General features: G+C 71.7%; 21 protein-coding genes and 2 pseudogenes. 7 read left to right on the top strand and 16 right to left on the bottom strand.

The features are described 5' to 3' along the window. Positions 1–65: 65 nt before the first annotated feature. The 5 genes from ACWIX3_RS15615 to ACWIX3_RS15595 form a co-directional block, all read right to left on the bottom strand. Positions 66–1,067: a helix-turn-helix domain-containing protein gene (locus tag ACWIX3_RS15615; protein ID WP_448608262.1), complete on the bottom strand. Its 1,002-nt coding sequence runs from the start codon at positions 1,065–1,067 to the stop codon at positions 66–68. A gap of 502 nt (positions 1,068–1,569) precedes the next feature. After that, positions 1,570–2,532, bottom strand: a complete 963-nt coding sequence (locus tag ACWIX3_RS15610) for a PDR/VanB family oxidoreductase (protein ID WP_448608261.1) — start codon at positions 2,530–2,532, stop codon at positions 1,570–1,572. Between the two features lie 26 nt (positions 2,533–2,558). Continuing rightward, a complete protein-coding gene (locus ACWIX3_RS15605; RefSeq protein WP_448608260.1) occupies positions 2,559–3,884 on the bottom strand; it encodes a cytochrome P450 in 1,326 nt (441 codons plus the stop codon). A 115-nt stretch (positions 3,885–3,999) separates the two neighbouring features. Then, entirely contained in the window at positions 4,000–5,019 is a 1,020-nt protein-coding gene (locus ACWIX3_RS15600) for an alpha/beta fold hydrolase (protein ID WP_448608259.1), read from the bottom strand. Positions 5,020–5,064: 45 nt separating this feature from the next. Continuing rightward, positions 5,065–6,276, bottom strand: coding sequence for an FAD-dependent oxidoreductase (locus ACWIX3_RS15595; protein ID WP_448608258.1), 1,212 nt, complete (start codon positions 6,274–6,276; stop codon positions 5,065–5,067). Between the two features lie 283 nt (positions 6,277–6,559). Between ACWIX3_RS15595 and ACWIX3_RS15590 the strand changes: the two genes are divergently transcribed. The 3 genes from ACWIX3_RS15590 to ACWIX3_RS15580 all read left to right on the top strand — a co-directional run bounded on the left by ACWIX3_RS15590 (position 6,560) and on the right by ACWIX3_RS15580 (position 10,245). Continuing rightward, entirely contained in the window at positions 6,560–7,375 is an 816-nt protein-coding gene (locus ACWIX3_RS15590) for an SDR family NAD(P)-dependent oxidoreductase (protein ID WP_448612475.1), read from the top strand. A 162-nt stretch (positions 7,376–7,537) separates the two neighbouring features. Then, positions 7,538–9,163 carry an FAD-binding oxidoreductase gene (locus ACWIX3_RS15585; protein WP_446765962.1) on the top strand — a complete coding sequence of 542 codons (1,626 nt, stop codon included), beginning with the start codon at positions 7,538–7,540 and terminating at the stop codon, positions 9,161–9,163. Positions 9,164–9,294: 131 nt separating this feature from the next. Next, on the top strand, positions 9,295–10,245 hold the full coding sequence (locus tag ACWIX3_RS15580) for an alpha/beta hydrolase (protein WP_448608257.1): 951 nt from the start codon (positions 9,295–9,297) through the stop codon (positions 10,243–10,245). A gap of 284 nt (positions 10,246–10,529) precedes the next feature. Here the strand turns inward: ACWIX3_RS15580 and ACWIX3_RS15575 are convergent, their stop codons facing one another. The 4 genes from ACWIX3_RS15575 to ACWIX3_RS15560 form a co-directional block, all read right to left on the bottom strand. Beyond that, the gene (locus ACWIX3_RS15575; RefSeq protein ID WP_448608256.1) at positions 10,530–11,033 is read right to left on the bottom strand and encodes a MarR family winged helix-turn-helix transcriptional regulator; all 504 of its coding nucleotides are present in this window, start codon (positions 11,031–11,033) and stop codon (positions 10,530–10,532) included. A gap of 153 nt (positions 11,034–11,186) precedes the next feature. After that, positions 11,187–11,645 carry a DUF6069 family protein gene (locus ACWIX3_RS15570; protein ID WP_448608255.1) on the bottom strand — a complete coding sequence of 153 codons (459 nt, stop codon included), beginning with the start codon at positions 11,643–11,645 and terminating at the stop codon, positions 11,187–11,189. Positions 11,646–11,740: 95 nt separating this feature from the next. Continuing rightward, entirely contained in the window at positions 11,741–12,196 is a 456-nt protein-coding gene (locus ACWIX3_RS15565; protein ID WP_448608254.1) for a GtrA family protein, read from the bottom strand. A gap of 500 nt (positions 12,197–12,696) precedes the next feature. After that, complete coding sequence (locus ACWIX3_RS15560) at positions 12,697–13,959, bottom strand: diacylglycerol/lipid kinase family protein (RefSeq protein ID WP_448608253.1); 1,263 nt, start codon at positions 13,957–13,959, stop codon at positions 12,697–12,699. 1,086 nt (positions 13,960–15,045) lie between these two features. On the opposite strand from ACWIX3_RS15560, the gene ACWIX3_RS15555 reads away from it, so the two are divergent. The 3 genes and pseudogenes from ACWIX3_RS15555 to ACWIX3_RS15545 form a co-directional block, all read left to right on the top strand. Continuing rightward, positions 15,046–15,642 (top strand): hypothetical protein, encoded by a 597-nt coding sequence (locus ACWIX3_RS15555; RefSeq protein ID WP_448608252.1) that lies wholly within the window; start codon positions 15,046–15,048, stop codon positions 15,640–15,642. 595 nt (positions 15,643–16,237) lie between these two features. Then, complete coding sequence (ygiD, locus tag ACWIX3_RS15550; RefSeq protein WP_448608251.1) at positions 16,238–17,116, top strand: 4,5-DOPA-extradiol-dioxygenase; 879 nt, start codon at positions 16,238–16,240, stop codon at positions 17,114–17,116. A gap of 106 nt (positions 17,117–17,222) precedes the next feature. Then, positions 17,223–17,717 (top strand): annotated as a pseudogene (locus ACWIX3_RS15545) (helix-turn-helix domain-containing protein); the annotation flags it as partial. A 145-nt stretch (positions 17,718–17,862) separates the two neighbouring features. Here the strand turns inward: ACWIX3_RS15545 and ACWIX3_RS15540 are convergent. Continuing rightward, positions 17,863–18,585, bottom strand: a pseudogene (locus ACWIX3_RS15540) (IS256 family transposase); the annotation flags it as partial. Between ACWIX3_RS15540 and ACWIX3_RS15535 the strand changes: the two are divergent. Next, complete coding sequence (locus ACWIX3_RS15535; protein ID WP_448608250.1) at positions 18,581–18,949, top strand: hypothetical protein; 369 nt, start codon at positions 18,581–18,583, stop codon at positions 18,947–18,949. The pseudogene ACWIX3_RS15540 and the gene ACWIX3_RS15535 overlap by 5 nt on opposite strands. A 17-nt stretch (positions 18,950–18,966) precedes the next feature. On the opposite strand, the gene ACWIX3_RS15530 is transcribed toward ACWIX3_RS15535, so the two are convergent. The 6 genes from ACWIX3_RS15530 to ACWIX3_RS15505 all read right to left on the bottom strand — a co-directional run bounded on the left by ACWIX3_RS15530 (position 18,967) and on the right by ACWIX3_RS15505 (position 26,280). Continuing rightward, positions 18,967–19,422 (bottom strand): GtrA family protein, encoded by a 456-nt coding sequence (locus tag ACWIX3_RS15530; RefSeq protein WP_448608249.1) that lies wholly within the window; start codon positions 19,420–19,422, stop codon positions 18,967–18,969. An 83-nt stretch (positions 19,423–19,505) separates the two neighbouring features. After that, positions 19,506–20,168 carry a response regulator gene (locus tag ACWIX3_RS15525; RefSeq protein ID WP_448608248.1) on the bottom strand — a complete coding sequence of 221 codons (663 nt, stop codon included), beginning with the start codon at positions 20,166–20,168 and terminating at the stop codon, positions 19,506–19,508. Further along, a complete protein-coding gene (locus ACWIX3_RS15520; RefSeq protein ID WP_448608247.1) occupies positions 20,165–21,346 on the bottom strand; it encodes a sensor histidine kinase in 1,182 nt (393 codons plus the stop codon). The genes ACWIX3_RS15525 and ACWIX3_RS15520 overlap by 4 nt, the downstream gene beginning before the upstream one ends. Before the next feature lie 436 nt (positions 21,347–21,782). Beyond that, on the bottom strand, positions 21,783–22,046 hold the full coding sequence (locus tag ACWIX3_RS15515) for a hypothetical protein (protein ID WP_448608246.1): 264 nt from the start codon (positions 22,044–22,046) through the stop codon (positions 21,783–21,785). Positions 22,047–22,136: 90 nt separating this feature from the next. Continuing rightward, positions 22,137–24,323, bottom strand: coding sequence for an MMPL family transporter (locus ACWIX3_RS15510; protein ID WP_448608245.1), 2,187 nt, complete (start codon positions 24,321–24,323; stop codon positions 22,137–22,139). Between the two features lie 1,531 nt (positions 24,324–25,854). Next, entirely contained in the window at positions 25,855–26,280 is a 426-nt protein-coding gene (locus ACWIX3_RS15505; protein WP_448608244.1) for an SRPBCC family protein, read from the bottom strand. Between the last annotated feature and the right edge of the window lie 616 nt (positions 26,281–26,896).

Below are 26,896 nucleotides of genomic sequence, written 5' to 3'. Positions count from 1 at the left end.
GCCGCTCCCCCCGGTTACCCTGACCCCTGACCCCAGATCCGCGGTCGCCGGCCCGAGCCGCGCCCTCATCCCGCCGCGCGCTCCCAGCCGTCGCACGCGCCGCCGTCGAGCACGTCCCGCGGCGAGACGCCGAAGCGCTGCTTGAAGACGCGCGCGAAGTACGACTGCGAGCCGAAGCCACACTCCCGGGCGACCTGGCCCACGGAGCGCCGGCCCGGGGAGGTCAGGCTGGCCTGGGCCCGCTCGAGACGCTCGTCGGTGATCCAGCGAGCCACTCCCCCGTGCCGGCTGAAGATGCGCGAGATCTGCCGTTCGCTGACCCCCAGGGCGGCGGCGACCCGGCTCGCCGACAACGTCGGGTCCGCCAGGTGCTGACGGATGAAGATGCCTGCTGCCTCGAACTGAGACTCCGGGTCGCCGGCGCGCGGCCCGATGACCATTCGGCCGAGGAGACGGAGGGCGTCGTCCTCGAGGCCGCGGAGGTCCGTGGGGTTCGTCCTGTGCAGCGCCTCCTGCATCAACCGCACGAGAGCGGAACCGGCGGCATGACCGCTCGCGCGCACGGAGAGGTCGAAGACCCGGCGCGCCGGTGGCACCCCGGCGTGCACGACGTCCCGGTAGAGGGGTTTCGGGATCGTCAGCAGCAGTTGCTCGCCCTTCGAGTACCCGCGCATGGACGGGACGTCGGTGTCGGTGAGGACTGCCTGCTCCGGCCGCAGCGTGACCACGCCGTTGCCGTCGTAGATGCAGATCTCCCCCGACACCACCACGGTGAGCAGCATCGCTCCTGCCGGGCGGCGCCGGATCTCCCGCAGCGTCCGCTCGACCACGTGGGCTCCCGCCGTGATCCGCGCCAGCCGCAGGCCACGCGTCTGCACGTTCCACTCACTGGCCTCGAGGCCCTCGTCCGTGAACGTCCGGCAGGTCATCGCCACGAGAGCGCGCGCGTTGTGTTCCTCCCACAACTCCAGGCGACGCGACGCGGGCACACCGAGGGTGGTGAACGACGCCCGCGGTGCCCGGCGAGCTGCCAGGCGGTCCCCGGGCAGCGCCTCAACCGCGGTCATGGGTCTGCCCCTCGTCCAGGCGGGCGACCCCGACGGTGAGGTACCGGAGCTGGCCGGCCCCTTCGTTGCGTGCGGGCGACGAACAGGACAAGACCGCCTCCGTTGGCTGGGACTCGAACCATCACGGCAAGGCCAAACGCGTACGCAGAGAGCACCGATGTGCGTTCAGCGACCAAAAGCTAGCTCGGCCGGGGCTGTGACGTCAACCGCAGCCGGGCCGGTCGACGGAGTCCCCGAGGACGCCCGATCGCCGAGCGGCCCGTCGGGTCCGCCTTCGACCACGGCGCGGACCGTCCCCCGGCGTCAGCGGCCACGACGCCCATGCCTCCATGCCTCCCCGTGCGCTGTCGCTCGGGGGCCCGCCGGGTCACCGGGACGCCGCCGCTCGTGTGGCCGTCTGACCTGGACGGTGACGGGACAGGGCACGGCGGTGTGTCGAGTGGGCCGCCGGCCGACCCGTCGCGGGCGGGAGCGGTCCGGTGGTCCCGCCGGGCTCCGGAGCTCAGAGGTCGAGGACCAGCCGAGGGCCGGCCGCCCGGGACACGCAGATAAACATGGTGTCGTCGGCCGCCTGCTCGGCCGGGGTCAGCAGCGAGTCCCGGTGGTCGACCGCGCCGTCGAGGACCGGGGTCTCGCAGGTGCCGCACGTCCCCTCCTGGCAGGACGAGAGCACGCCCACACCGGCCTCCTCGACCACGTCGAGGATCGATCGCTCCGGCGGCACGGTCAGCGTCATCCCCGACCGCGCCAGCTCGACCTCGAACGCGCCAGCGAGCACCGGCGCACCGACGTCCTTCGGCGCGAACCGCTCGACGTGGAGCGCTCCCGTGGGCCACGCAGAGCAGTGCTGCTCGACGGCGGTCAGCAGCGGCTCGGGCCCGCAGCAGTAGACGAGCGTGTCCGGCCGGGGGCTGCCGAGGATGCTCTCGAGGTCGATGAGCCCCACCTCGTCCTGTGGGTGCAGGGACACCTGGTTGCCAGTGGCCTCCTCGAGCGAGTCGAGGAAGGCCATCGAGCGGCGGCTACGCCCTCCGTAGTGCAGCTCCCACACCGCCCCGGCTCGCTCAGCAGCGGTGAGCATGGGCAGGATGGGCGTGATGCCGATGCCGCCGGCGATGAACAGGTACCGCGGACTCGGCAGCAGCTCGAAGTGGTTGCGGGGTCCCCGGACCTCGACGGTCGCCCCCTCGTGCAGGGCCTGGTGGACGTGCTCGGAGCCCCCGCGGCTCACCGGCTCGCGCAGGACGCCGATCCGCCACACCGAGCGGTCGGCGGGGTCGCCGCACAGTGAGTACTGGCGGGTGAGACCGCCGGGCAGCCGCAGGTCGATGTGCGCCCCCGGCGACCATGCCGGCAGCTCCCCGCCGTCCGGCTCCCGGAGGTCGAGGACGACGACGCCCTCGGCGAGGGTCCGGCGCAGCCCGACCTGGAGGCGCAGGTCGACCTCGTCGTGTGTGTTGTGCATTGCAGCCCTCCTGGCCAGCTAGCCCGCTACGCCGTCGTACCGGCCCGCTCGGCCACGTCCCACGCGACGACGAGACCGTCGAGCACACTCTGGATCGCCGTGGAGAAGACGCGCCTGACCTCGTGGCCGGGCCTTTTCCGGGCGTTCGGCAGCCCGTCCAGCAGGGCCTCGATGGCCTGGCGGGTCTCGACCCTCGCCAGAGCCGAGCCCATGCAGGAGTAGGCGCCCCGGCCGAAACCGAGGTGCCTGGCGACGTCCGGACGGCGCGGGTCGAACACCTCCGCGGACTCGAACACGGCCTCGTCGCGGCCGGTGGACCACAGGTGGACTGCGACGACCGCGCCCGCCGGGATGGCGACGCCACCGATCTCGGTCGTCACGTTGCACGTTCGGTAGACGAGGCGCCCGACGTGGTCGTACCGGAGTTCTTCCTCGATCATGCCGTCGATCAGCGTGCGGTCGGCGTCCGCCTCGCGCCAGAGTGCGCCGTCGCGGTCGAGCATCCGCGTGACCAGTTGCGCGATGAGGTTCACGGTGGTGTCGCCGCCCGCGATGATCGACAGCAGTACGGCGGCGAAGATCTCGTCGTCGGAGAGGCTCGGTTCGCCGTCGTCACCCGTCGCCGTGATGAGGTCGGTGAGGAAGTCCCCCTCGCCCCGCGGGTTCCGTCGCCGCTCCGCGATCGCGTCCAGGGTGAAGCGGCGGAAGTCCGCCTGGTCCCGGCCCATCGCGACCATGTCGGCGTCGGTGACGGTCGGGTCGCCCATCATGCGCATGACGCCGACCACCCACCGGTGGAGGTCGTGCTCACGGGCCCGATCGAGGCCGAGGATCGCCAGGATCAAGCGCATCGGGACCTTGCGGGCGAACGCGGGGATGAGGTCCGCCTCGCCGGCGGACCGGAACTCCTCGATGGTCTCGTCGGCGACGCGGCGGCACAGCTCCGCGGCGTCCCGGGCGTTCTGACGGACGAACGGGACCTGCGCCAGCTTGCGCAACCGCGTGTGGTTCGCCGGGTCGTTCCAGTTCGTGATGGCGGCGGTCACGAACCCCTCGGGCAGCACGTCCCGGAGCTCCTCGGGCATCTCCCTGTCGATGAACGGGGCCCGGCCGAACGCCTTCCAGTCCGTGACGACCTTCACCGCGTGCGCGTAGCTGGTGACGATGTACGCCCCCAGCGCAGGGCTGAAGAAGACCGGCACCTCGCGTCGGGAGAACGCCGTCACGGCGGTCGGGTCGGCGATCTGCGCGGGCTCGAGGGGCTCGAAGCCGTGCAGGACCGGACAGCCCCCAGGGCCGTCGTGGGTGATCGTCAGCGACGGCTCCGTCGCTGGTGCGTTCGAGGTCTCCATCACTTGCTCACTCCTGGCTCGGCTGCTGTACGAGAGCTGGCAGTCGGCCCGGCTCGTCAGGACTCCGACACGTGGGCGGATGCGACGTCGTCGACCGGTGCCGCGGAGCGGCCGGTCATGACGACACGCGCTTCTCGAGCCAGTCGAGGACGACCTGGAGGACCTCACGGTTGTTGAGCTCGAGCATCATGCCGTGCCCGTTGCCCAGCACACCGTGGTCCTCCAGCCGCACCGAGTCGGCCTGACAACCGGCCTGCTGGAGGAAGGCGAGGAGGTGGTCGTCGAACTGGCGGAAAACGGAGTTCGGCGACGTCACCACACCGATCGGCACCTGCGCCAGGGAGGAGAGCCGGCGGGCCGGCTCGGCCTGCAGCGTGCGCGGAGGTCCCCCCGCCACGTCCTCGGTCACGAGCTGGAGCTCCGCGGGGTCGGCGGCCGGCGGGTCGTAGGTCAGCGGCGCGCTGGCCAGTCCCCACGACAGCGTGGCACCCGACGGGTGGGGAGCGAAGGGCGGGCCGACGGTCTCGATCGCGACCAGTGCCTTCACGAGGGCCGGACGGGCGTCCGCCGCCAGGTACCCGGCCGGGCCGCCGGCCGAGTGGCAGACGACGATCGCCGGCCCGATCTGGTCCAGCAGCGTCGCCAGCCGCTGCTGCTCGACCTCGTGCATCATGGCCCAGTCGGCCAGCATCGGGCCGAAGGAGGCGGTGACCTGCTGCACCCCGGGGTCGTCCGGAGTGCGGCCGACCGGCCACTGGGTGTGCGTGTCCGCGTGGGCATCCGGGGCGAAGATCGACAAGAACATCTCCGCCGTCAGTGCGGGGATCGTGGGACCGAACACCGCCGGGTCATGCGGCGAGCGACCGTGACCGGGCCGGTCCACCACGTAGACGGTGAACCCCTCCTCCACCAGCTGCTGGGCCCACCCCGGGCGGCCGTCCGGCGTGGCCAGGTAGTCGGTGGCCTGACCGCCCCCACCGTGGACGAGGAGGACCGGGTAGGGCTGGGTCGTCGTATCGGGCGCGAGCCGCTCGACGTACATCGGCCCGAAGCTGGCCGTGCCCATCGGCGTCTGACGGGGCTCCCCCGGGATCCAGAAGCCGTCGCGCGTCACCGTGCGCTGGGGCGGGGTCATGATCGGTCGCCTCTCGTCTCTGTTACTGGCACGGGCCGGGTCATCTCATCGCCCGCTGGTCGCCGCGGCGGGCCGGTCGACCAGCGAGGGCGTCTGGCACGGCTGGCTGACCCGGAGCGCCTGCAGGGCGATCGCCGGGTCGGCTGCCGCTGCGCGCAGCGTCCCCAGCGTCTGGTCCAGCCGGTCCCTGTCCGTGGAGTTGAAGACCAGGGTCTTGAAGTCGCTCGCGCGGGGGGATGCGTAGTCGAGGAACACCTGTCGCCGCTGGGCGGCGTACTCGTCGAGCACCGTGTCCTCGACGGTCCCGGCAAGCACCGCGGCCAGGGCCTCGGACAGCACGTACGAGTCGAACAACCCGCTCGTCAGCCCCAGGCCGCCGATCGGGTTGGTGATGTGGGCGGCGTCCCCGGCGAGGAGCAGCCGCCCGTGACGGAAGCTGCGGGCGGCCCGTTGGTGCATCGTGTACGGCGAGTACTGGACCATCTCGTAGTCGGCGCCGGCCGGCAGCAGCTTCGCGAAGAACTCTGCGATCCGGGCGGGGACGGTCTCGGCCGGCAGGCCACTGTCCTCGTGGAAGGTGATCCGCCACAGGTCGTCCGTGTCGATCCTGGCGATGATGCCGCCCATCACGGGGTCGACCACCATGTTCGAGCCGGCGTACCCGAGGCTGGCGAAGTCGTAGCGCACGTTCACGGCGATGAACCGCTCCGGCCACGTCGTCCCCTCGAAGCCCAGGCCCGCCATCGTCCGCATCGGGCTCGCGGCCCCCTCGGTGCCGATGACGTAGTCGGCCCGGTACGTCGTCAGACGGCCCTCGACGAATGCGGTGACCTCGATGCCGGTGTCGTTCTGGGTGAACCCGGTCACCAGCGCGCCGAACACCACCCGGGAGTCCGCGTGCCGGCCCAGGTGGTCCAGCGCGATGTCGGCCAGCCGGTCCTGGCCGAGGTGCACGTTGTAGGCGAACGGCTCGTGCCCCTCGAAGTTCCCCAGGTCGAACCGGATCGCCTCCTGGTTCGCGTAGTCCCAGAAGGCCAGGTCGGCCACCCGGACCCCGGCCGCCTCGACGTCGTCGAGGAGGCCGAGCTCGGCGAGGCCAGGGAGGACGCCGTTGTGGTAGACCATCGCGCGCGGCGAGCGGACGATGGCCTGTTCCCGCTCGAGCACCGTGACGGCGACACCGCGCCGGGCCAGTCCCAGCGCCGTGACGAGGCCGATCGGCCCCGCTCCCACGACGATCACCTGCGGCTGCTGCACGACCGCACCTCCCACTTCCTCGGATCGGTCACGCGAGGGCGGGACCGGACTGCGGGACGACTCTCTCCCGCCGTCGCGCCTGCGCCGGCCCGGTGGCGGAATTGGACAAGTCGCTGGCGGGAAGTGACGCAGGACACGTGGACGGGCCGGCGAGGTGGGGCTGGCAGACCCCGGTTGACGGGCCGGAGTGGCGACTCCTACGTTCAGCGAACAATCGAGCGCTGACCGAACAGTGGTCAGGCGACTGTTCGACCTCTCAGACAGGAGACGACCGTTGAGCGGCATGAGGGACCTCGAGGAGAAGGTCGCGGTCGTGACCGGGGGCGCCTCCGGCATCGGGCTGGGGATCGCCCGGCAGTTCCGCGCCGCCGGGATGCAGGTGGTGATCGCCGACATCGAGGAGGCCGCCCTCCAGCGTGCGGCATCCGAGATCGGTGCGCTGGGCGTGCGGACCGACGTCCGCGACCCGGCCAGCGTGCAGGCGCTGGCCGACGCGATCATCGCCGAGCACGGCGCCGTCCACGTCGTCGTGAACAACGCGGGGGTCGGGCCGATGGCGCCCATCGCGGACCTGCAGTTGTCCGACTGGCAGTGGATGCTCCAGGTCAACCTGTGGGGCGTCATCCACGGCGTCCACGTGTTCCTGCCCCTGCTGAAGGCGAACGCGGAGGGCGGGCACATCGTGAACACCGCCTCGATCGGCGGCCTCGTGCCCGGGCCCGGCCTGGGCGCCTACAACGTCTCCAAGTACGGGATCGTCGCCCTCACCGAGACCCTGGCGATGGAACTGGCAGCCGAGGGCTCCGCGGTCGGCGCCTCGGTGCTGGTGCCGGGGACCGTCCGGACCGCGATCTCCAACAGCACGCGCAACCGCCCGGGGGACGCGACCGGCGGAGCGCTGGCCGATGTCGACCTCGCGGCGGGTCCCGACCTCGGGATGACGTGGCTCGAACCCGACGACGTGGGCCGCATCGTGATCGACGGCGTCGCTGCAGGCGATCTCTACATCGTCACCCACCCGGAAGGCTGGCCGATGGTGGCCGGTCGGCACCAGGCGATCGCGGATGCGTTCGCCGCGGCCGCCGCTGCCCGCGGCTGAGTCCTCCACCGGAGTCGCCGTCGGTGTGGCCGCCGGCGTTGACCGACACCAGGAGCCGCCGTACGGTGAGCGCACTTGCGCTCGGTGAGCGCACCACTTGGCCGACGACGGGTTCATGGTCGTCGACGGCGACGCTGCTGCCCCGCTCCCAGGAGAACACCGATGTCGACCGATCTCGCCCCTCAGGGCGCCACGCCGGCCCGCCACCTGCCGCCGGGCGTCGAGCCTGAGCAGTTCGACCGTTTCCTCGCCCAGCTCGCCGACGTGCTCCCGCCCGAGCGGGTGCTCACCGGCGAGGCGGAACTGCGGGAGTACCGCGACCCCTACGCCTACGCCGACTGGGACGACTACACGGCTTCGGTCGCCGTCCTGCCGACGAGCACCGAGGAGGTGCAGGCGGTGGTCCGGGCGGCCAACGAGCACCGCATCCCCCTCTACACGCACAGCCAGGGCCGCAACAACGGATACGGGGGTCCTGCTCCGCGCGTCCGCGGCTCGGCCGTGATCAGCCTGCGCGAGATGAACAAGGTCTTGGAGATCAACGAGGACCTGGCCTACGCGGTCGTCGAGCCCGGCGTCCGGTGGTTCGACCTCTACGACGCCCTCGACGCAGGGGGCCACCAGCTGTTCGCCTCGATCGCGGACCTCGGCTGGGGCAGCGTGGTCGGCAACTCCATGGACAACGGCATCACGTACGGGCCGCAGGGTCAGGACTTCGGTGCGCCGTGCGGGATGGAGGTCGTCCTCGCCGATGGTTCGCTGCTGCGGACCGGCATGGGGGCGATGGAGGACAACAAGACCTGGCACCTCTACAAGCGTGGTCTCGGGCCGGTCCTCGACCCGCTGTTCATCCAGTCGAACTACGGCATCGTGACCCGGATGGGCGTCTGGCTCCACCCGAAGCCGCAGGTGATGCACCCGTGGTTCGTGAAGGCGGACCGCGAGGAGGCCCTCGGCCCGCTGCTGGACACCCTCCGGCGGCTGCGCCTCGACGGCACGATCCAGGGCATCCCCTCCATCCGCAACACCCTGCTCCTGGCGTCGGTGCTGACCCGCCGCAGCGAGTGGACCGACTCCGGGGCACCGCTGGACGACGCGACGATCGACCGCATCGCCGAGGAGACGGGGATCGGGCGCTGGTCCGGCCGCGGCTCGCTGTGGGGCGACCGGGTGGTGGTGGAGTACAACTTCGCGAAGGTGAAGGCCGCCTTCGAGCAGATCCCCGGGGTCGAGGTGACCGGTGAGCTCATCGAGTTCGCCGACGTCGCGGACCGGAAGCACTACGCCGAGCGCATCGTCGGCGGCGTGCCGAACATGGACATCTACAACGTCGTGGGCTGGTACGGCGGCAGCGACAACGGCGGGCACATCTCCTTCTCCCCCGTTGTCGCGCTCACCAGCGAGGACGGCGTGGAGGCCAACCGCTTCCTGCGCGACCTCATCGAGCGCGAGGCCGGCCTGGACTACCAGGTGGCCATGTTCAACGTCAGCGCTCGTTCCATGGTCAACGTCGTCATGATGATCTTCGATGCGTCGGACGAGGCCCAGACCCGACGGGCGTACGACGCCTGCAAGCTCATGGTCCGGGAAGCGGGCAAGCGCGGCATGGGTGAGTACCGGGCACACCTCGACTTCATGGACCTCGCGTCCGACCAGTTCGCCTTCAACGACCACGCCTACCGCCGCTTCGTTGAGAAGATCAAGGACGCGGTCGACCCCAACGGCATCCTCGCCCCCGGTCGGCACGGCATCTGGCCGGCGTCCATGCGCCTGCGCACGGACGCCTGAACCGCTCGCGCTGGCCGGCCGTTCCGGTGGTGACGTCGGTCATCGCCGGGGCGGCCGGCCGTTCGGCCTCCGCCCCGGGTGCCCGGGACCGGGGACGCCCCCCACCACACCCGACCGAGAGGCACGTCGCCATGAGCTCTCCCCTGACCAAGGTCACCGACGCACTCCAGGCTCGCTTCCTCTCCACGGTCGCCACCCGGCTGGTCAGGGCCCCCTCCATCTCTCTGACGAGTCGCGACGTCGCCGCGCCGGAGACCGTCATGGTGCCGACCCGGCACGGTGACGTGCGGTGCTTCGTCACCCGGGCGGCCGCGGACGCCCCCCTCGCCGCCGGCGGCACGGTCCCGCCGGCGCACGTCCACCTCCACGGCGGCGCCTTCCTGGTCGGGGCGCCGCGACAGGACGACCACCTGGTCCGCGGCATCGCCGGCGAGGTCGGCGCCACGGTGGTCAACGTCGACTACTCCACCTGGCCCGAGGCGCGCTACCCGCAGGCCCACGAGGAGTGCTACGACGTCCTCCGGTGGGTGCAGAGCTCCGGGACCGCCATGGGCTGGGACGGCGAACGGGTCTCGATCAGCGGTGTCAGCGCCGGCGGCAACCTCGCCCTCGGCGCACTCGAGCTGGCCCGGCGCAGTGGTGACCCAGCGCTTCGCGCGGGCGTCCTCATCGTGCCCGCCGTCGACCAGACCGTCCCGCCCGAGCAGTACACCTCGCCGCTCCCGCCGTCTGCCGGCAAGGCCCACACCCCGTTCGTGAGCCCGCGCCTGGTCCGCATGGTGCGGAACTACTACTTCGCCGACGCCTCGCGCCGCGCGGAGCCCCTGGCCTCCCCGTTGCGGAACGACGAGGGGATCGCCGCACTCCCTCCGCTGCTGGTGGTCACTGCGGAGCAGGACTCGGTACGTCCGCAGGACGAGCGCTTCGTCGACAAGACCCGCGCCAAGGGCGTGCCCGTGACGTACCACTGCGCCAGCGGTGTCGACCACGGCTTCCCGCAGAGCTCGAAGAAGCAGGACGAGCCCGCCGTGAGAGAGCTCGCGGAGCTCATGCGGGTCCACCTGACCGAGAACCTCGCCTGAGCGGCCGGCGCACAGACGTCCTGGGACGCTGGCGCTCGGTGGCGGACGGACGGCTGATCGCCCGCCACCGTCGCCGCGTCGTGCGACCGCCCGGACGGGCGTCCCTCGCCGCCACCTCGAGGGCGAGCTCGTCGACCCTCGCGCCGAGGCGAGAGAACAAAGACATCCAGGCCGTCCGTTGCGGTGTGAGGACGACCCCCGGGTCGGGCCAGCACCGGCAACTCGCCGCCCGGCACCTGTCGGGGAGCATCCCCCACGCCAGTCGCTCGTCGAGCCCGGCCGGGTCAGGGAGTGCCCGGTACCGGCAGGGTGGGGCGACAGCCGCCGGGCTGGGCGACCTGCCGGATTCGGGTGGCGATCTCGTCCAGCTGACGCACCTGTGCCCTGGTCAGCGGGTCGAGGACCAAGCGGCGGACCTCGGCGACGTGGCCGGGGGCGTTGGCGACCAGCTTGTCCCAGCCGGCGTCGGTGAGCACGGCCAGGGTGGAGCGGCCGTCCTCGGGGTCGGGTCGGCGGGTGACCCAGCCGTGCTTGTCCAGCCGGTCGACGGTCCGGGACAGCCGGGTCAGTGAGCCGTTGGCCAGGGCGGCGACTTCCTTCATCCGCCGGGTGCGCTGCGGGGACATGGACAGCATCGCCATCACCTGGTACTCGAAGTGGCCGATGCCCGCGTCGTGCTGCAGCTGGGCGTCGATCGCGTCGGGCAGCCAGGTGACCATCGCGACGACGGCCAGCCAGGTCTGCTGCTCCTCCGCGGCCAGCCACCGCGGCTCCTCGACCGCTTCCACGGCACCTCTTCTCACGTGAAGGCGCAGACCTCTCGGCCACCGATCCGGCGGTGCGGTCGACGACCGCCCACGAGCATGATCGAGCGCTGACTGCTTCGGGGTCTACTGCGGCTGCGGGCAGGCCTGCCGGGCCCACCCGGCCGCCGCGGGAGATCAGTCGGTGGCGGGCAGGAACCGCCGGTAGGTGGGGACGGCGACCGCTGCGGTGGCGACGTGCATGGCCATCAGGGCGAGCACGGCGGGAACGCTGGTGCCCGGCATGGAGTCGGCGGCGAGCAGCACGAGGTCCGGGACGAGGGACACCACGACCACCGCGGGGACCAGCCAGCGCAGCAGCCGCGCCGGGCGGGCACTGCGCCGCGTGATGAGCCGCCACCCCAGCGCCCCGACCACGGTGCCGACGACCGTCCACATCAGGAAGACCGGCGCGGTGAGCGGCTGGAACTCCGGCGAGGCGTCGAGCGGACCGCGGGCGATGGCGGCGATCACGGAGTTGACGACCGCGGAGCCGACCGCGGCCACCCCGATCGCAGCGGCGAGCGGGTGCTGAGGCCCGGAGGGTGCGGTCGACTCTGGGGCGCTGGGCGTGGTGACGGCGGGGCTGCTGGTCATGGCGTGCTCCTCGAACAGGGATGGGCGGACCCGGACATCGGGATCGCGTCCGGCGGTGGGTCAGGAGTGGCGGTGCGTCAGGAGTGGCGGCGGGCTCAGGCCAGGGCCAGGGCCGGGGCGGACGGCCGGAACAGCCAGCGCAGTGCGGCGAACCGGACGAGCCCGATCGCTGCGGTGACGGTGGCGATGACCGCCAGGTCGGTGAGCGCACTGCCCGGACCGGCCACGGCGTCCCACCCGTACAGCGCGAGGCCGGTCAGGACCATCCCGGCGACGACGAGCGCGCCGCCCTCCGCCTGCGCAGCCTGCCAAGTCACCCGCTCGCCGGCGTGGAAGGTCAGCCGGCGGTGCAACTCGTTGGCCAGCACGGAGGAGGCGACCGATCCTGCGACCATGGCCAGCTGGTCGCCGAACCCGGTCAGGGCCAGGAAGAGGAGCGCGTACACCGCGCTGGAGAGGCCGCCGACGACGACGAACCGGGTGAACTGGGCCGGCCCCTCGTCGCTGCGCAGCCGGTCCACGAGCGATCGGCTCCTGCGGACGACGTCCATCGAAGTTACTCCTCGAGCGGTGACTTGATTGTGCAAGTGAATGTACAAGGGAATTACTTGCTACGTCAAGCAACTGCAGGTCGGTGCTACGCCCATCTGCCCTCGGGCCATGTCGATGAGGGGCTGTGTCGACGAGGAACCGCGTTGACGAGGGACCGCGTCACGAGGAGGCGAGCCGACGACAGCGTGCTCCGCGAGGAGTTCCACCGCACTCGTTCGGTCGCGCTCATCGACACTGCACCGCACGCCCCGCCTGACTGAGGAGCGTGCCCGGCTCGTCCGAGCGCGGGAACACGGTCAGCAGCGCTGCCCCGCGCCCACCAGGCAGCCCACCCGGTCACCCACCCGAGTCAGCGTCTGGGCCCCCGCGTGCCGGCCGTCAGTGTGCAGTTCCGGCGCACCACCGGTGAGCAGGGGTTCACGGCTGCGGGGCGCTCGGCAACCGGCTGGATGGGACGTCGGGAGGTGGCGCGATGGCGCGCGTGGACGCGGCGGGCGGCTCAGCGCTCGAAGAGTGCGCCGACCGACAACTGGTAGACGATCAGGCTACGGGCCAGCTTCTTGTAGTCCATCTCGGCAGGGCCGAGGGTGATCTCGCCGTCGCTGGCCAGCAGGCCCGGGCCATCCGGTCGGGTGATGTGTACATCGACCGGGTCGTCCTCGATGTAGAGGCGGCTGCGGCCGAGTCGGCCGGTGAGGATGGACAGGGCCAGCCGCAGCAGCGGCGCGCGGCCGGCCACGGTGACCATGCGCAGGTCCAGCCGCCCGTCGTCGAGTCGGGGACGCCAGCTGGGCGCGAACCCCTGCGGCTGGTACCGGCCGTTGCCAATGAACATCATGGCCACGTCGTGCTCGTGCCCGTCGACCACCAGCCGCAGCGGTCGTTGCTGCCGAACGGCGAACCACAGTGCGATGACCGCGGCCGCGGGCTTGCCGACCCGACCCTCCCAGCGTTCCCGGATGGCAACGAACGCGGGGTAGCTGCCCAGGCTGGACGTGTTGAGGAACAGCCGCTCACCAGCCAGGCCGACGTCAATCCGGACCGCCGTGCCGCGGCGCAGCGCTGCCAGCGCGTCGGCCATCCGGTCGATCCCGAGATCGGCGGCGAAGTGGTTGAACGTGCCGCCGGGAAGCACCAGAAGGGGCAGGGCCGCCTCGATGGCGACCTGCGCCGCGGCGCCCACGGTGCCGTCCCCGCCGCAGACACCGAGCACCTCGGCGCGTCGAGCGGCCTCACGGAACGCGCTGGGCACGTCGGCATCCGGCTGCAGCGTCACGATGTCTGCAGCAGGCAGCGCACTGCGCACGGCCTCGCCCAGCCGGCCGCCACGGCCGCTGCCGGAACGTGGGTTCACGACGATGACGACACCAGCGCCCTCCGGACGGGGCGGCTGCGGCGCCGGGCGAGGCCGGACCGTGCGGACGGGGCTGGGTGTCCGGGAGGGGAAGAGTCGGCTGCCGGTCATGGCGACCGCGCCGCCCAGTGCGCCACCCGCGACAACCTCGCCCACGTCGCTGGCACGCAGCCGGCGCCGCAGGAGGGTCACCGCGAGGCCGGTCATCGGCAGCCCGAGCACCGGCTCGGTCATCCCGACCCCGACCACGAAGGCGGCAGCCGCGGCAGCATGCCGGGACGGGGGACCGGCGACGGTCCGGGTATGCGAGAGCAGTGCCATGCCGAACCGGCGTGGCCGGCGCTCGGCGTCCGAGCCGGACCGCCGGAGCAACGCGTCCGTGGCGACCACCGAGGCCACGCCGCGCATCGCCGCTCGGCGGCCCCGGCGCCTACCTGTGGCCGCCAGCAAGGCCGAGACCAGCCACCATGGAGTCGACGGCCCAAGCCGGCCGTGGAGGACCGGCGCACGGACCTGCCGCGCTGCTTTCCGAACCGGTCTCACAGTGACGCCAGCGGAGTGCGCACGGATCCCAACGGGATGTCACTGCTGTACCCAGCTGGGGGAGCGGCCCTGGTCGGTCCGGCTGCGCTCATCAGGCGGCTCTCCGTCCACTCGACTCGTCGCATCGTCCCTGACCACGCTCCTGTCCTCTCGGGCCTGCCTGCATGTGCGGTCAGACGGGCAAGTGGCCCCGTCAGAGGCGATTCGCCGGATGACCTGGGCGGCTCCTCCCTGGTCCCGGGTGGTCGACCACGTCAGCGGAACTGTCGTACGCAGGCTCCCCTGCCGTAGGCCCCGGCGAGAAGTGGCTGCTGCACGCCATGCGCGCGGAGCAGCCGGACCTCGGTCCGCAACCGAGCCCCGCACGCGACGAAGAAGGTGCAACCGCCGGACGACCTGGACGGCGCCACATGGTGGTCAGGGCGGGTGGCTGCGACGTGCGAGGACAGATGTCCGTGTCCCCTATCCAGTCATCACAGCCTGGCCACCCGCGCGTGGCTGGCCGGGCATCCGCGCCTGGAGCAGGTGTTCATCCCCAAGGGTGTCTGCTGGCTGAACCTGCAGGAGGCGTGGTGGCGCATCTTCCGCCGAAGGGAGGGTCCGGGAACCGCGGGTACCTGGACGGCATCGGCGCGCTGCTGCTGGGAGCGGGCGCGCTCGCACTGCTGTTCCCGCTCGTACAGGCGGAGTCCGGCGGCCTGGCCAGGCTGTGGTGGCTCTTCCCCATTGCCGCGGCCGTGCTCGCCACCTTCGTCGCCTGGGAGCGCCGGGTCGTCGGTAGGGGTGCCCAACCGGTGTTCGACCCCCGGCTGGTCACCGAGGTTCGTGGCTTCGCGGCCGGAGCAGCAGTGGGGACGGCGTACTTCGTCGGCTTCGGCGGGATCTGGGTGCTGTTCGCTGTCTTCTTCAATCGGTCTCGGCTACACCCCGCTGCAGTCGGGCCTGTCCGTCATGCCCCTCGCACTCGGCTCGGCATCGGCGGCAGTGGCCGCCGGCCGCCAGGTCGAGCGGTTCGGCCGAGGGCTCACCGTCCTGGGGCTGTGCACGTTCATCCTCGGCCTGAGCGCCACGGCGGTGGTCCTCGGGCTGGCGCCATCCGAGCAGGCGGGCTGGGCGGCCGGGCCCACTCTGCTCGTCGCCGGCATCGGCAGCGGTTTAGTCATCTCGCCGAACATGACGATGACGCTGGGGAACGTGCAGGTCGGGATGGCAGGGGTTGCGAGAGGGGCCCTGCAGAGCGCCCAGCGCTTCGGCACGGCCATCGGGTCCGCCGTCCTGCCGGGACTCTTCTACGTCGTCCTCGGTGCCTCCGACCGGAACTTCTCCACGGCGCTGATCGCTGGTCTCGCGGTCTCAGTGTCCTGGGCCGCAGTCGCCCTCCTCCGCAGCGCCCTCGACTGGCGCGTCGACCGACGACGGACCGCGGCCGCTCGGACCCATGACCGTCACGACGTGGGTTTCACGAGACGTTCCCCGTTGAAGCGGGATCTTCCAGGGAGTCGACGACGGGCCCACTGCCCGCCCAGCTCCCCTGGCGCGCCGACGTGACGCAGCGGTGCTGCGGGCGGTGGTCGACGGACCGCCGACTCCGGCTCCTGACCCGGCAGCCGGCCCCGGCCACGACGCGGCCGCCGAACGGGTGCCGGCCGCGGACGACACGGACGCCGCCGTGCCGTCCGAGCCTCCGCACGACGTCGTCAGCACGGCGACGACCGCGAGCGCGGCCCCGCCGAGTGCCCGCTGCCCGACCCGGCGCCGCCGCGGTCGGACCACTGTCGCCGGCCCCCCGCCGACATCCAGGTCGCTCCGGGCGAGATTCCACGGCGTTGCGCTGACACCCGCCCTCTCGTCGTCCGGGGCCATGCTGCCCCCGCAGAACACACGGTGGCAGCCCCTCCCCGGAGCGGGTCCTCACGCCGTGCACCGCGAACGCTCTGCTCAGCCGAATCTCGTCCTGGAGTCGATCGGGGCCGTCGCCGAGGCTCCGACGGACTCCCCCCGGGTCCGCGCTGCTGCCGAGATACCCGCTGTCGTCAGCGCGGTGAGCGGATGAGCGGGACGCGCGGGACGGCGCCGCACATGTTGCCGGAGCAGGTCACGGTTCGTACGGTCCGAGTCCGGCACCTGCGACGAGGGAGTCATCGTGAGCCTGGACGACGCCCATGCACCAAGGCTGATGCCCGCGGCGTTCTTCGGGCACGGCAGTCCGATGAACGCGTTGGAGGTGAACCGGTACACCTCGGCGTGGCGGGCGTTCGGTCGAGCAGTGCCGCGGCCCCGGGCCATCCTCGTGGTCAGCGCGCACTGGTACATAAACGCGACCGCCATCACCACGATGGCGCGGCCTCGGACGATCCACGACTTCTACGGGTTCCCCCAGGACCTGTTCGACGTCGAGTACCCCGCTCCCGGCCTGCCGGAGCTACACGAGGAGGTCGCCGACATCGTCGAGCCGACCTGGCTGGGCGCGGACGTGGACAGCTGGGGCATCGACCACGGCACCTGGTCGGTGCTGGTGCACGCCTTCCCTGACGCGTCCATCCCCGTCGTGCAGTTGAGCATCAACGCCGACAAGCCCCTGCAGTACCACCTCGACCTCGGGGTGAAGCTCGCGCCGTTGCGTGAGCGTGGGGTGTTGATCATGGGCAGCGGCAACGTGGTCCACAACCTGGGCGGAGCCGACAGCAACCTCAAGGACGAGGGCTTCGACTGGGCCCAGCGCTTCGACGAGGACGCCAAGGAGCGGATGCTCACCGCGCCGACCGAGTTCGCGACGCTGGACGCTCACGGCGACTACGGCAACGCCGTGCCGACGCCCGACCACTTCATCCCTGCCCTGTACCTGGCAGGCCTGGCCGGCGCAGCCGGGGAAGAAGAGGCAGCGATCCTGGTGGACGGCTGCGCCTACGGATCGCTGTCGATGACCACCTACACGCTCGGGCTGGACTGCGATCAGGCCTTCGAGGCCGGTGGAGCACCTCAGCTGCCGCCCGGTGTCCCAGCGGACGGCTCGAACATCTAGGTGTACCTGGCCAGGACGTTGGTGACGTCGGGTCTGGCTTGAGCGAAGGGGAACCTCCGAGTGGGGTGTGGCTTGTCGAAGGCCCAGTCCCTGCTCGGAGGTTCTCGTGTCCCACGCTAATGCCCGCACGACCGTGCATGGCCGGCTGTTGATCGTTGCCCGGCACCGGGCCGGTTGGCGTCCGGCGCACATCGCCGCGGCGATGGGGATCTCCCGCAAGTGTGTGCGGACCTGGATCACCCGCTTCCAAGCCGAGGGAGAGGCCGGGTTGGCCGACCGGTCCAGCCGCCCCCACACCAGCCCGCGGCGCACTCCGGTCGAGGTGGAGGACCGCATCGTCGAGCTCCGCAGCCAGCAGCGCCGGAGCCCGGCCTGGATCGGCGCCGCGCTCGGCGTGCCGGCCCGCACCGTCTCCCGCGTCCTGGCCCGCCGGGGGCTGCCACGGCTGGCCGCGCTGGACCCGATGACCGGCCAGGTCATCCGGGCCTCGAAGACCACCGCAGTCCGCTACGAGCGGTCCCGGCCCGGAGAGCTGGTGCACATGGACGTCAAGAAGCTGGCCCGCATCCCCGACGGCGGCGGCTGGCGCGCTCACGGCCGCGCTGCCCGCGAAGCCACTCTCCGTGAACTCCTCCAGGCAGTAGAACGCGCCCTTCCAGTAGATCGAGGTCGACTCCATCGCTGCGATGGGTGACGTCCCGCTCGGTGGTGTAGCTCGCGGCCGTGGGGAGGTTCTGCTGGTTGGACTATGACGCGATCAGGGCCGGCTGCGCCACCTCCTCGTCGGGTCGGTTGAGCAGGGCCATGGAGCCTTCGGAGAGGTAGCGGCGGTCGCAGACCTGCCATTCGTCGTGCGCTTCGACCAACACGGCACCGGCCAGCCGCAGCAACGCCTCGGGGTTGGGGAAGACGATCACGACGTCGGTGCGGCGCTTGATCTCCTTGTTCAGCCGCTCCAGCGGATTGGTCGACCAGATCTTCTTCCAGTGCCCGACCGGGAAGCCGGTGGAGGCCAGCAGATCGTCGGTGGCGTCCCGCAGCATCGCTTCGACCTGCGGGAACTGGCGGCCGAGCATGCCGGCGATGACGTCGAGCTGGGCGCGCACGTGTTCGGCGTCGGGCTGGGCGAAGATCGTCCGGATGACGGCGACCATCTCGGCGTTGCCCTTCGGCACCCGGGCGAGCACGTTGCGCATGAAGTGCACCCGGCACCGCTGCCAACTGGCGCCGAGCAGCACCGCGCCGATCGCGGCCTTCAGGCCGGTGTGGGCATCGGAGATGACCAACTGGGTGCCGGCCAGCCCGCGGGCCTTCAGCGAACGCAGGAACGCCGTCCAGAAGGCGCCGTCCTCCGAATCGCCAACGGCGAACCCGAGCACCTCCCGGTGCCCGTCGGCGGCCACCCCGGTGACGATGACCACCGCCTGCGAAACCACCCGCCGGTTGACCCGCGCCTTGCAGTAGGTGGCTCTTGCCGTCTTCGAGGACAACTTCGCCGTGCTGGAGACCCTCGCGGCCGACCCGGACTCGGGCGCGTTCGGTCGACTGTGGTCCCGGCTCGTCGAGCTGACCATCGAGACGTCGGCCTTCGTGGAGATGGTGATCGACGCTCGGGAGAACTTCCCGGAATACCGCGGGCACGCACGGCTGGCGGAGCTGGTCGAGGCAACCTTGCCGCGCGCTCAGCGAGCCGGTCTGGCGGACGCGGGACTCGAGACGGACGACGTCCTGCTGGCCTGGCGAATGGCCTTCGGCGTGGTGGTGACCACCGCCGACCGGGCCCAGGTGCGGCCCGCGGTCACCCGGGCGTTGTCGCTCCTGCCGCTGCCCTGACTCCGGACGCGGACCGCTCACGCGGCGACGGTCCTGACTGCACCGGTCGTGGCGCCGAAGGCCCAGCGCAGTGCGGCGAAGCGGACCAGGCCGACCGCCCCGGTGACGACGGCGACCACGGCCAGGTCTGCCGTCGCGCCACTGCCCGGCGCCAGCGCGTCAACCCGCGCCAGCGCCACCGACGTGGCCGCCATCCCGGCGAGGGCAAGACCGCCGCCCTCCCACTGCGCGCGCATCCAGGTCACCCGACCGCCGGCGTGGAAGGTGAGCCGCCGGTGCAGCTCGTTGGCCAGCGCGGAGGAGGCGAGCGCCCCGGCGAGGTTGGCCGGCTGGCTGCCGAGGCCGGCGAGCAGGACGAACAGCACCGCGTAGAGGACGTTAGCGACGCCGCCCACGAGCACGAACCGAGCGAACTGCGCCCGTGTGTCGTCGCGGCGGAGCCGGTCCAGCAGTCGGGAGGTCGTCTTCTGCACACGTCGATCCTCGGCGCCGACGGGGCGGAGGTCGTCGTCCCGGCGGACCCACTGCGCCTACTGCGACCGCAGTAGGTGAGCGCCTACTGCGGCGCGATGCCCGCGCGGACGGCGAGCGCGACCAGCTGGGCGCGGTCACGGGCCCCGACCTTGGTCATCGCCCGGTTGGCGTGGGTCTTGACGGTGAACGGGGAGAGGAAGAACTGCTCGGCGATCTGAGCGTTGTCCAGGCCTGAGACGATGGCGCCGACGACCTCGCGCTCGCGCGGGGTGAGCGCGGTGAAGCGGGCGGCCAGGGCCGGGTCGGCGGTGACGGCCCGCTGGGCGACGACGTGGTCGACGACCGCGCTGACCGCTCCGGGCGAGAGGGCACGGTTACCCGAGGCCACCTGCAGGATCGCGCCGGTCAGCTCGGTCGGGCCGGCGCCCTTGCTCAGAAAGCCATCGGCGCCGGCGCGCAGCGCCTGCAGCACGTTCTCGTCCTGGTCGAAGGTGGTCAGCACCAGGATTCGCAGGTGTTCCGGAGGCCGGGTCAGCCGGATCCGGCGGGTGGCCTCGACGCCGTCGATGCCCGGCATCCGGATGTCCATGAGGATGACGTCGACCTCTACGGTCTCCAGGTCCTGCAGCACGGCCAGGCCGTCGGCGGCCTCGGCCACGACCTCCAGCTCCGGATGGGCGCCGATGATCGAGCGCAACCCGGCCCGGATCATCTCCTGGTCGTCCACGAGCATCACCCGGATCACCGCAGTGCTCCCTCGGCGGGCAGCTCGGCGCGGACCCGGAAGTGGCCCGAGTCGCGGCTCACCTCGAGGCGCCCGCCTGCGGCCGCCGCCCGCTCCCGCATCCCGATGAGGCCATGCCCCGTCCGGTCCGGGTCCGGGTCCGCGGCCGGCGGGTCGGCGTCGTTCGCCGTCTCGACGGTGACGGTCGGGCCGGAGACCTCAACGGTCAACGACACCTGTCCGCGGCTGTACCGCTGGGCGTTGGTGAGCGCCTCCTGGGTGATCCGGTAGGCGGCCGCGCTCACCTGTGAAGGCAGCTCGCGGGACAGGTCACCGACCACGGCGTCCACCTCCAGACCCGCAGCCCGGACCTTGTCGACCAGGTCCGGGATGTCGTGGTGGCTCGCCACCGGACCTGTCGTCTCCTCGTCCCGGTCGGTGCGCAACACGGCCAGGATCTCCTGCGTCTCGGCCAGCATCGACCTCACACTGCCCCGCGCCGCCTCCAGGTGGCCCCGGGCGGCGCCGGCGCCGTCGGGGAGCTGCACCTCCGCAGCACCCAGGTGCATGCTCACCACGGCGATCTCGTGGCCCAGGGTGTCGTGCAGGTCCCGGGCGATGCGCAGCCGCTCCTCGACGACGCTGCGCTGCACCGCCGCGTCCCGTCCGGCGATCGCCTCGTGCGTGCGCTCCTGGAGCGCCGACCAGTACTGCACCTGACCCCGGATGGCGCTCCCCGTCGCTGCGGCGGTGACGGCGGTGGCAGCGGCGACGTAGGCGATCGGGTTGTCGAGCCCAAAGCCCGCGCCGGCGAGCCCCAGGGCCAGGAAGTCCGCCACGCCCACGACCACGCCGGTGAGCAGCCCGGACAGTCCGCGCAGGGCCAGCAGGAACGCCCCGAACATCGACACCTGCCACTGCACGATCGGATCCGCGCCGAAGGCGTTCGCGACGAGTGGAGCCGCGGCCAGCAGCGCGAGTCCGGCCAGGGGAACGCGGTAGCCCAGGACGACACCGGCCGCGCTGACCAGCAGCGCGACGAGGCCACCGCCCGGGTGCTCGGTAAACGGCAGCGTGCCGGCCCCGGCGGCGAGCGCACCGCCGATCACGACGGGCGTGCTGATCTCCAGCAACCGCGGACGGCGCATCCAGAACGGCGGCCGCGGCATCTCCGGCTGCTGGGCGGGTGACCCGGTCACGTCGCGATCCTCGCATCCGGCCGTCCGCGCCCTGATGAGGTGACCGCTCCAGCCGCCGACGGGTGGTCACTCTCGGCCGGTGTCCGGCCGAGGGGCAGCCGGACGGCGGCCACGAGGCCGCCCGCGGACGGTGCTGTCACACGCAGCGTCCCTGCCAGGGCCGCCCCGAGCGGACGGGTACGGGCGAAGAGGTGCGCCGGGACGGCGGCGAGTCCTGGGGGCTGTCCCGGCCCGAGGCCACTCACGACCAGCACGTCCAGGTGGTCGGGCGACCATGTGAGCGACAACGACAGGTCCGCACCGGGCAGGTGCGCGGCCACCGTTTCCGACATCTCGCGCGCGAGCTCCCGCAGCCCCGACCCCACGGCTGGGGCCAGCGGCTGTTCGGATTCGGCGACGGAGATCCGCAGCGTGCCCTCTCCGGCCCGGAAGCCGGTCAGCAGTTCGGGCAGCTCGGCGCCTCCGTGTGCGCGGCCTCCTGCGGCCGTGTGCCGGTGAGGGCGTCCAGCGCGGCGCGGGTGTGGCGGGTGAGGTCGCGCAGCGCCCGACCGGCGGCGGACGGGTCGCGGATGATCAGGTACTCGGCGGCCCGGGTCTTGGCGTGTGCCATGGCCAGGTCGCGGGCCAGGCCATCGGCGGGGAGCAGGCGGGCACTTGTTGACCCCCGTCCACCCTCCTGGGCGGTCGGCTCTGCGGACATGGCACTCCGATCCGGTACGTCGTCGGCGAGTGGGCGGGCCGCCGGCCCGGTCGTGGTGCGACCGGGCCGGCGGATTCGAGCTGTACCGCGTCAGCGCCGGGCGGCCGGCTCGAGGTCGCCGACCGCGGGCTCCAGGGTGGCGGGGGCAGGCTCGCCCTCGATCGACACCCGCGGGGTGATCCGCTCGGCCCAGCGCGGGTACCACCAATTGCGGGCGCCGAGGCGGTGCATGACCGCGGGCACCAGCACCATCCGGACCAGGAAGGCATCGACGAGGACGGCGGCGCCCATGGCCACGCCAAGCTCGGCGATGATCCGCTCCCCGGTGAACCCGAAGGCGGCGAAGACGCAGGCCATGATGGCCGCGGCGGTGGCGATGACCCGGCCGGTCTCGGACAAGCCGACCCGCACGGCGCGGCGGTTGTCGCGGGTGTGGGTCCATTCCTCGTGCATCCGGCTGACCAGGAACACCTGGTAGTCCATCGACAGTCCGAAGACGATGCCGACGATGATGACTGCGACGAAGCCCTCGATCGGTGCGCCCGAGCCCACGCCGAACAGCTCCGAGGCCCAGCCGAACTGGAAGATCGCGGTGATCACGCCCAGGCCGGCGGCGATGGACAGCAGGTTGGTGATGGCGCCGACCAGCGGGACGAGCACGCTGCGGAAGGCGATGGCCAGCAGCACGAAGCCCAGGATGGCGATGATTCCCAGGAAGATCGGCAGCTTGTCGGTCAGCGCCTCGGAGAAGTCGAGGCCGCTGGCGGTGCTGCCACCGACGTAGACCTGCAGGTCGGTGCCCGATTCCGCGGCGGGCACGATGTCCTCGCGCAGGCTGTTGACCAGATCGGCGGTTTCCTCGGCCTGGGCGGTCGAGGACGGGGTCACGGTGATGACGCCGATGTCCTGGCCGGCGGCCAGCGGCGCGGCGCTGACCGCGGTGACGTCCTCGACCGAGGACAGCTCCCCGGCCAGATCGGTGAACGCGGCGCGGGAGGCGTCATCGGGGGTCTCGGCGACCAGCAGCAGCTGGGCGGCGTAGCCCTCTTCGAAGCCGTCGGCCATGACCTGGTGGTACTGGTAGGTCACCGAATCGGTGGGGTCGCTGCTGTCATCGGCCGAACCCAAGCGCATGCTGGCCACCGGCGCGGCCAGCAGGACGACCAGGCCGGCCGCGATGGCCCCGAGGACGACGGGACGGCGCTGCACGGCGATCGCCCAGCGGCTCCACAGCCCGCCGGTCGACTCGGCGACCACCTGCCCAGCGGCCACCGCGCGGCGGTGGCGGCGGGACAGCACCTTGGTGCCCAGCATGGCCAGCAGTGCGGGCAGCAGGGTGAGAGCGGCGGCGACGGTGAGCAGCACGGTGACCGCGGCACCCAGCGCCATGCCGGTGAGGATGCCGATGTTGAGGATGGTCAGTCCCAGCAGGGCGATCACGACAGTGGCGCCGGCGAACAGGACGGCCCGCCCGGAGGTGTTGACCGCCTGGGCGATGGACTCCCGCAGCGGCACGCCGGACAGCAGCGCCTTGCGGTGCCGGTTGACGATGAACAGCGCGTAGTCGATGCCCACGCCCAGACCGATCAGGGCCCCCATAGTCAGGGTGTTGGCGGGCAGGTCGACCACGTTGGAGCCCACCAGCACCACCAGCGCGGAGACGCCGACCCCGACTATGCCGGTGATGATCGGCAGCAGCGCTGCCCACAGCGACCGGAACACCAGTAGCAGGATCACCAATGCGGCCAGCACACCGGCGCCCTCGGCCGCGCCGCCGGCGCTGATCACCGGCTCGAACGCCGCACCGCCGGTCAGCGCCTCCAGCGACGCACTGTCCAGGGAGTCGACCAGACGGGTGATCTGCTCGACGTCGGCGTCCTTGGTCAGCGTCAGCGACGCGTAGGCGATATCACCGCCGCTGCTGATCTGGGCGGCGCCGGCCGCGTCGTAGGGGCTGACCACCGACTCCACACCCGGCACGTCTGCGATCTGGGCAAGGACCTCCTGAACCTGCGCGGCCACGGCCGAGTCGGTGACATCGCCGCCGTCGGTCTGCCAGACCACGTTGCCCGCAGTCGTGTCGCCGTCATCGGGGTTCGCACCCGCCTGTGCCAGCAGGCCGTAGGCGGTGCTCGACTCACTGCTGGGCACGTTCGTCGACTCGGTGAACGCCGTACCGAGACCACCCACCGCCCCGCCCAGGCCGACCAGCGCCAGCAACCACAACGCGAGGACGACGAACCGCCGTCGCGCACACCATCGAGCAAGAGCAGACATGACAGGTCCTCCAGGACTCCGAGATCGACAACTGCGGCAAGCCTGCGATCCCAGGCCACTCAGGTCGTCGTCCCGCCGAACCCATTGCGCGTACTGCGCTCGCAGTACGTCCCGTCGGCCTGCCCGCGGGACGCTTCCGCAGGCGGCCACCGCGCACGTGCAGCGCGCGGCCCAGACCGCCGGCGAGACCAGGTCGCCGGCCACCAGGTACGGCACGTTCGGCGAGGTGCGGTAGAGCGCCTCGACGCGCTCGTCGGCGCGTACGTCGTGTGGAGCGCCCTCCGCCAGGAGCCACACCCACGCGCTCGCGGCAGCTGTCGGATCGGCAGGCCGGGTCAGAGGCTCGACGCGCGTGGTCCTCGCACGATCCCGGTGACGGGTTGTGACTGCCCGTGCCGGTGCTCCACACGATGGTTGATTCAGTCGCGATCGAGCTTCGACCACTCACGGTCAAGACGTACTGCGGTCGCAGCACAGGGAGTCGGTCCCCAGGGACGAGTCGTCCGCCCATCGATCCGACCACGATCGGTGCGTCTAACGGCGATACACGCCGGAACCTGGAGGAGCGACGTGCCCGTGACCACTCCCGACAGCCGGCAGGAACCGACGCAGGACACGGAGGCCCCAGTCCTCGCGAATCTGGCGGACCTCGACCTGCTCGGCTCGGCACGGGGGAGCTCAGGCGTTTCCTCCTGGAGTACCGGCGTACCGGGTCTCCTAGCCCCGGGGCTGCGCGTCCGGGCCCCTCTGCCAGGACACAGACCCACGCGCTCGCAGCAGCAATCAGGGGCACCCGAGGACCCCGCGCCATACACCTCAACGGGCTCGCCCGCACCAATGTGCTCCGACGTCGCCGGACGACCGGAGCATTCTCATCCCCAGGACCAGCGATTCAAGATCGCGAGCCTTTACAGACCCGTGAACAGGTGACCTACACCGGCGCGTCAGCGCCCCGGACGCCAGCCCAGAAGAAACGCCCTGCTCAGTGCCTGAAAAGCGCAGAGTGACAGCGGCGGCGCGGACAGGCTGATACCGCCAAGCGGCTAAGAGCGCGCGCGAACCCGGCGCCGGCCCGAAGGAAGGAGCTGGCGCTGCACTTGCACCATCTGAAGTTGGTCCCTCCCCTCGCTCCGTGACCGATGGACGTCCGGAGGGTCCTCTGCCAGGGATACAGACCCACGCGCTCGCAGCAGCAATCAAGTGGCCCCGAGGACCCCGCGCCACACACCTCAACGGGCTCGCCCGCACCAATGTAAGGCGGCGTCGCCGGACACTGGAAAGGTTCTCATCATCACGTGTAGCGATCAAGATCGCGAGCCTGCACACCTCATGCCTCCAGGGACGGCGATCAGCGCAGCTCCCGCAGTCACATGCCGTGGATTTATCACCGCCCGCGCTCGACCTATGCAGGTCAGCGTGCCACGGTCGGGATGCGCCCGACGCCCACATCGGGCCGCTCCGCGAGGCCGGCATCGAGGTCCCCCTGACCTGACGGGTCGCATGGCCGTGGCGACTCGCGCACGGCCGGACGTCACACCCGTCCTTCGCTCCTGGCCTTGATCCCCTCGGCCTCGGCGCTCAGGTAACGATCAGTGAGGCGGCGGTAGAACCGTCCCATCACCACGCCCACGGGCCCGGCCTGCTCCACCGCCAGCGTCACCCGCGTGCCGCCGGAGCCGAGTTCCTCGAGTACGTGCCGAGCGGTGGTGCGGACGCCTAGGCCGGTGGCCACCCAAGTGAACGAGCGGCCCGGCTCGAGCTCGGTCACCACGTACTCGGTCGGCGGGAGCCGGGGCTGCTCCACCCGGACCCGGGACCCAACGGCGAGCGGCCCGCCGTCCAGGCGCCGCACCGAGGTCACCGTCGACGCCCACTTCGGCCACCGCTCGACCTCGCGCAGCACCTCCCAGACCCACTGGACCAGGGCCTCGACGTCGATCCTGGCGCTCTGCTCCACTGGGACATCCTGCTCCTGGTCGCTACTGGAGATAGACCAAGATCATGTGCCTCACACGTCTTGCACGCCGGGCTGGGGAACTCGTGGTGACGGGTTACAGGAGGATCGCCAGCAGACTGAGGACATGGGAACTACCGGCACCCCTGAGTACCGGGCCCGACGGCGGGCACGCGAGCAGCAACGCCGCGAGCAACGGCAGCACGCCCCGGTAGAACACCCCCATTCGGACCGGGCCGCCCCCGCGGCGGACGGGCCGGAACGACGCACCGCTGCGACGAACTGCGGATGGTGCGGCGGACCGATCACCCCGCGCAGCCGCGGCCCTATCCCGAAGTGGTGCTCGGCCACCTGCCGCCATCGAGCCTGGGAACAGAGCCGCGCCGCGACCTCCGGCAGGGCGGCGGTGCAGGTGGTCGAGCGGCGGGTCGAAGTCCGCGTCCCCCTCGAGCCGACCCGCCGGGACTGGCCGAGGTTGCTCAGTGAGCTCGCCGGTCCACTGGACGACGGCTGCGTCTACGACCGAGATCTGCCCGCCCTCGGCCGGGCACTGAACCCGGTCCTGCAGTCTTACCGGCGGCGGGCCCGCTGGAGCGGCGCGCCCGACCTCCCGTGAGTG

The organism is Geodermatophilus sp. URMC 60 (assembly GCF_053502585.1).
This window is presented reverse-complemented; position numbering and strand designations above follow the sequence as displayed.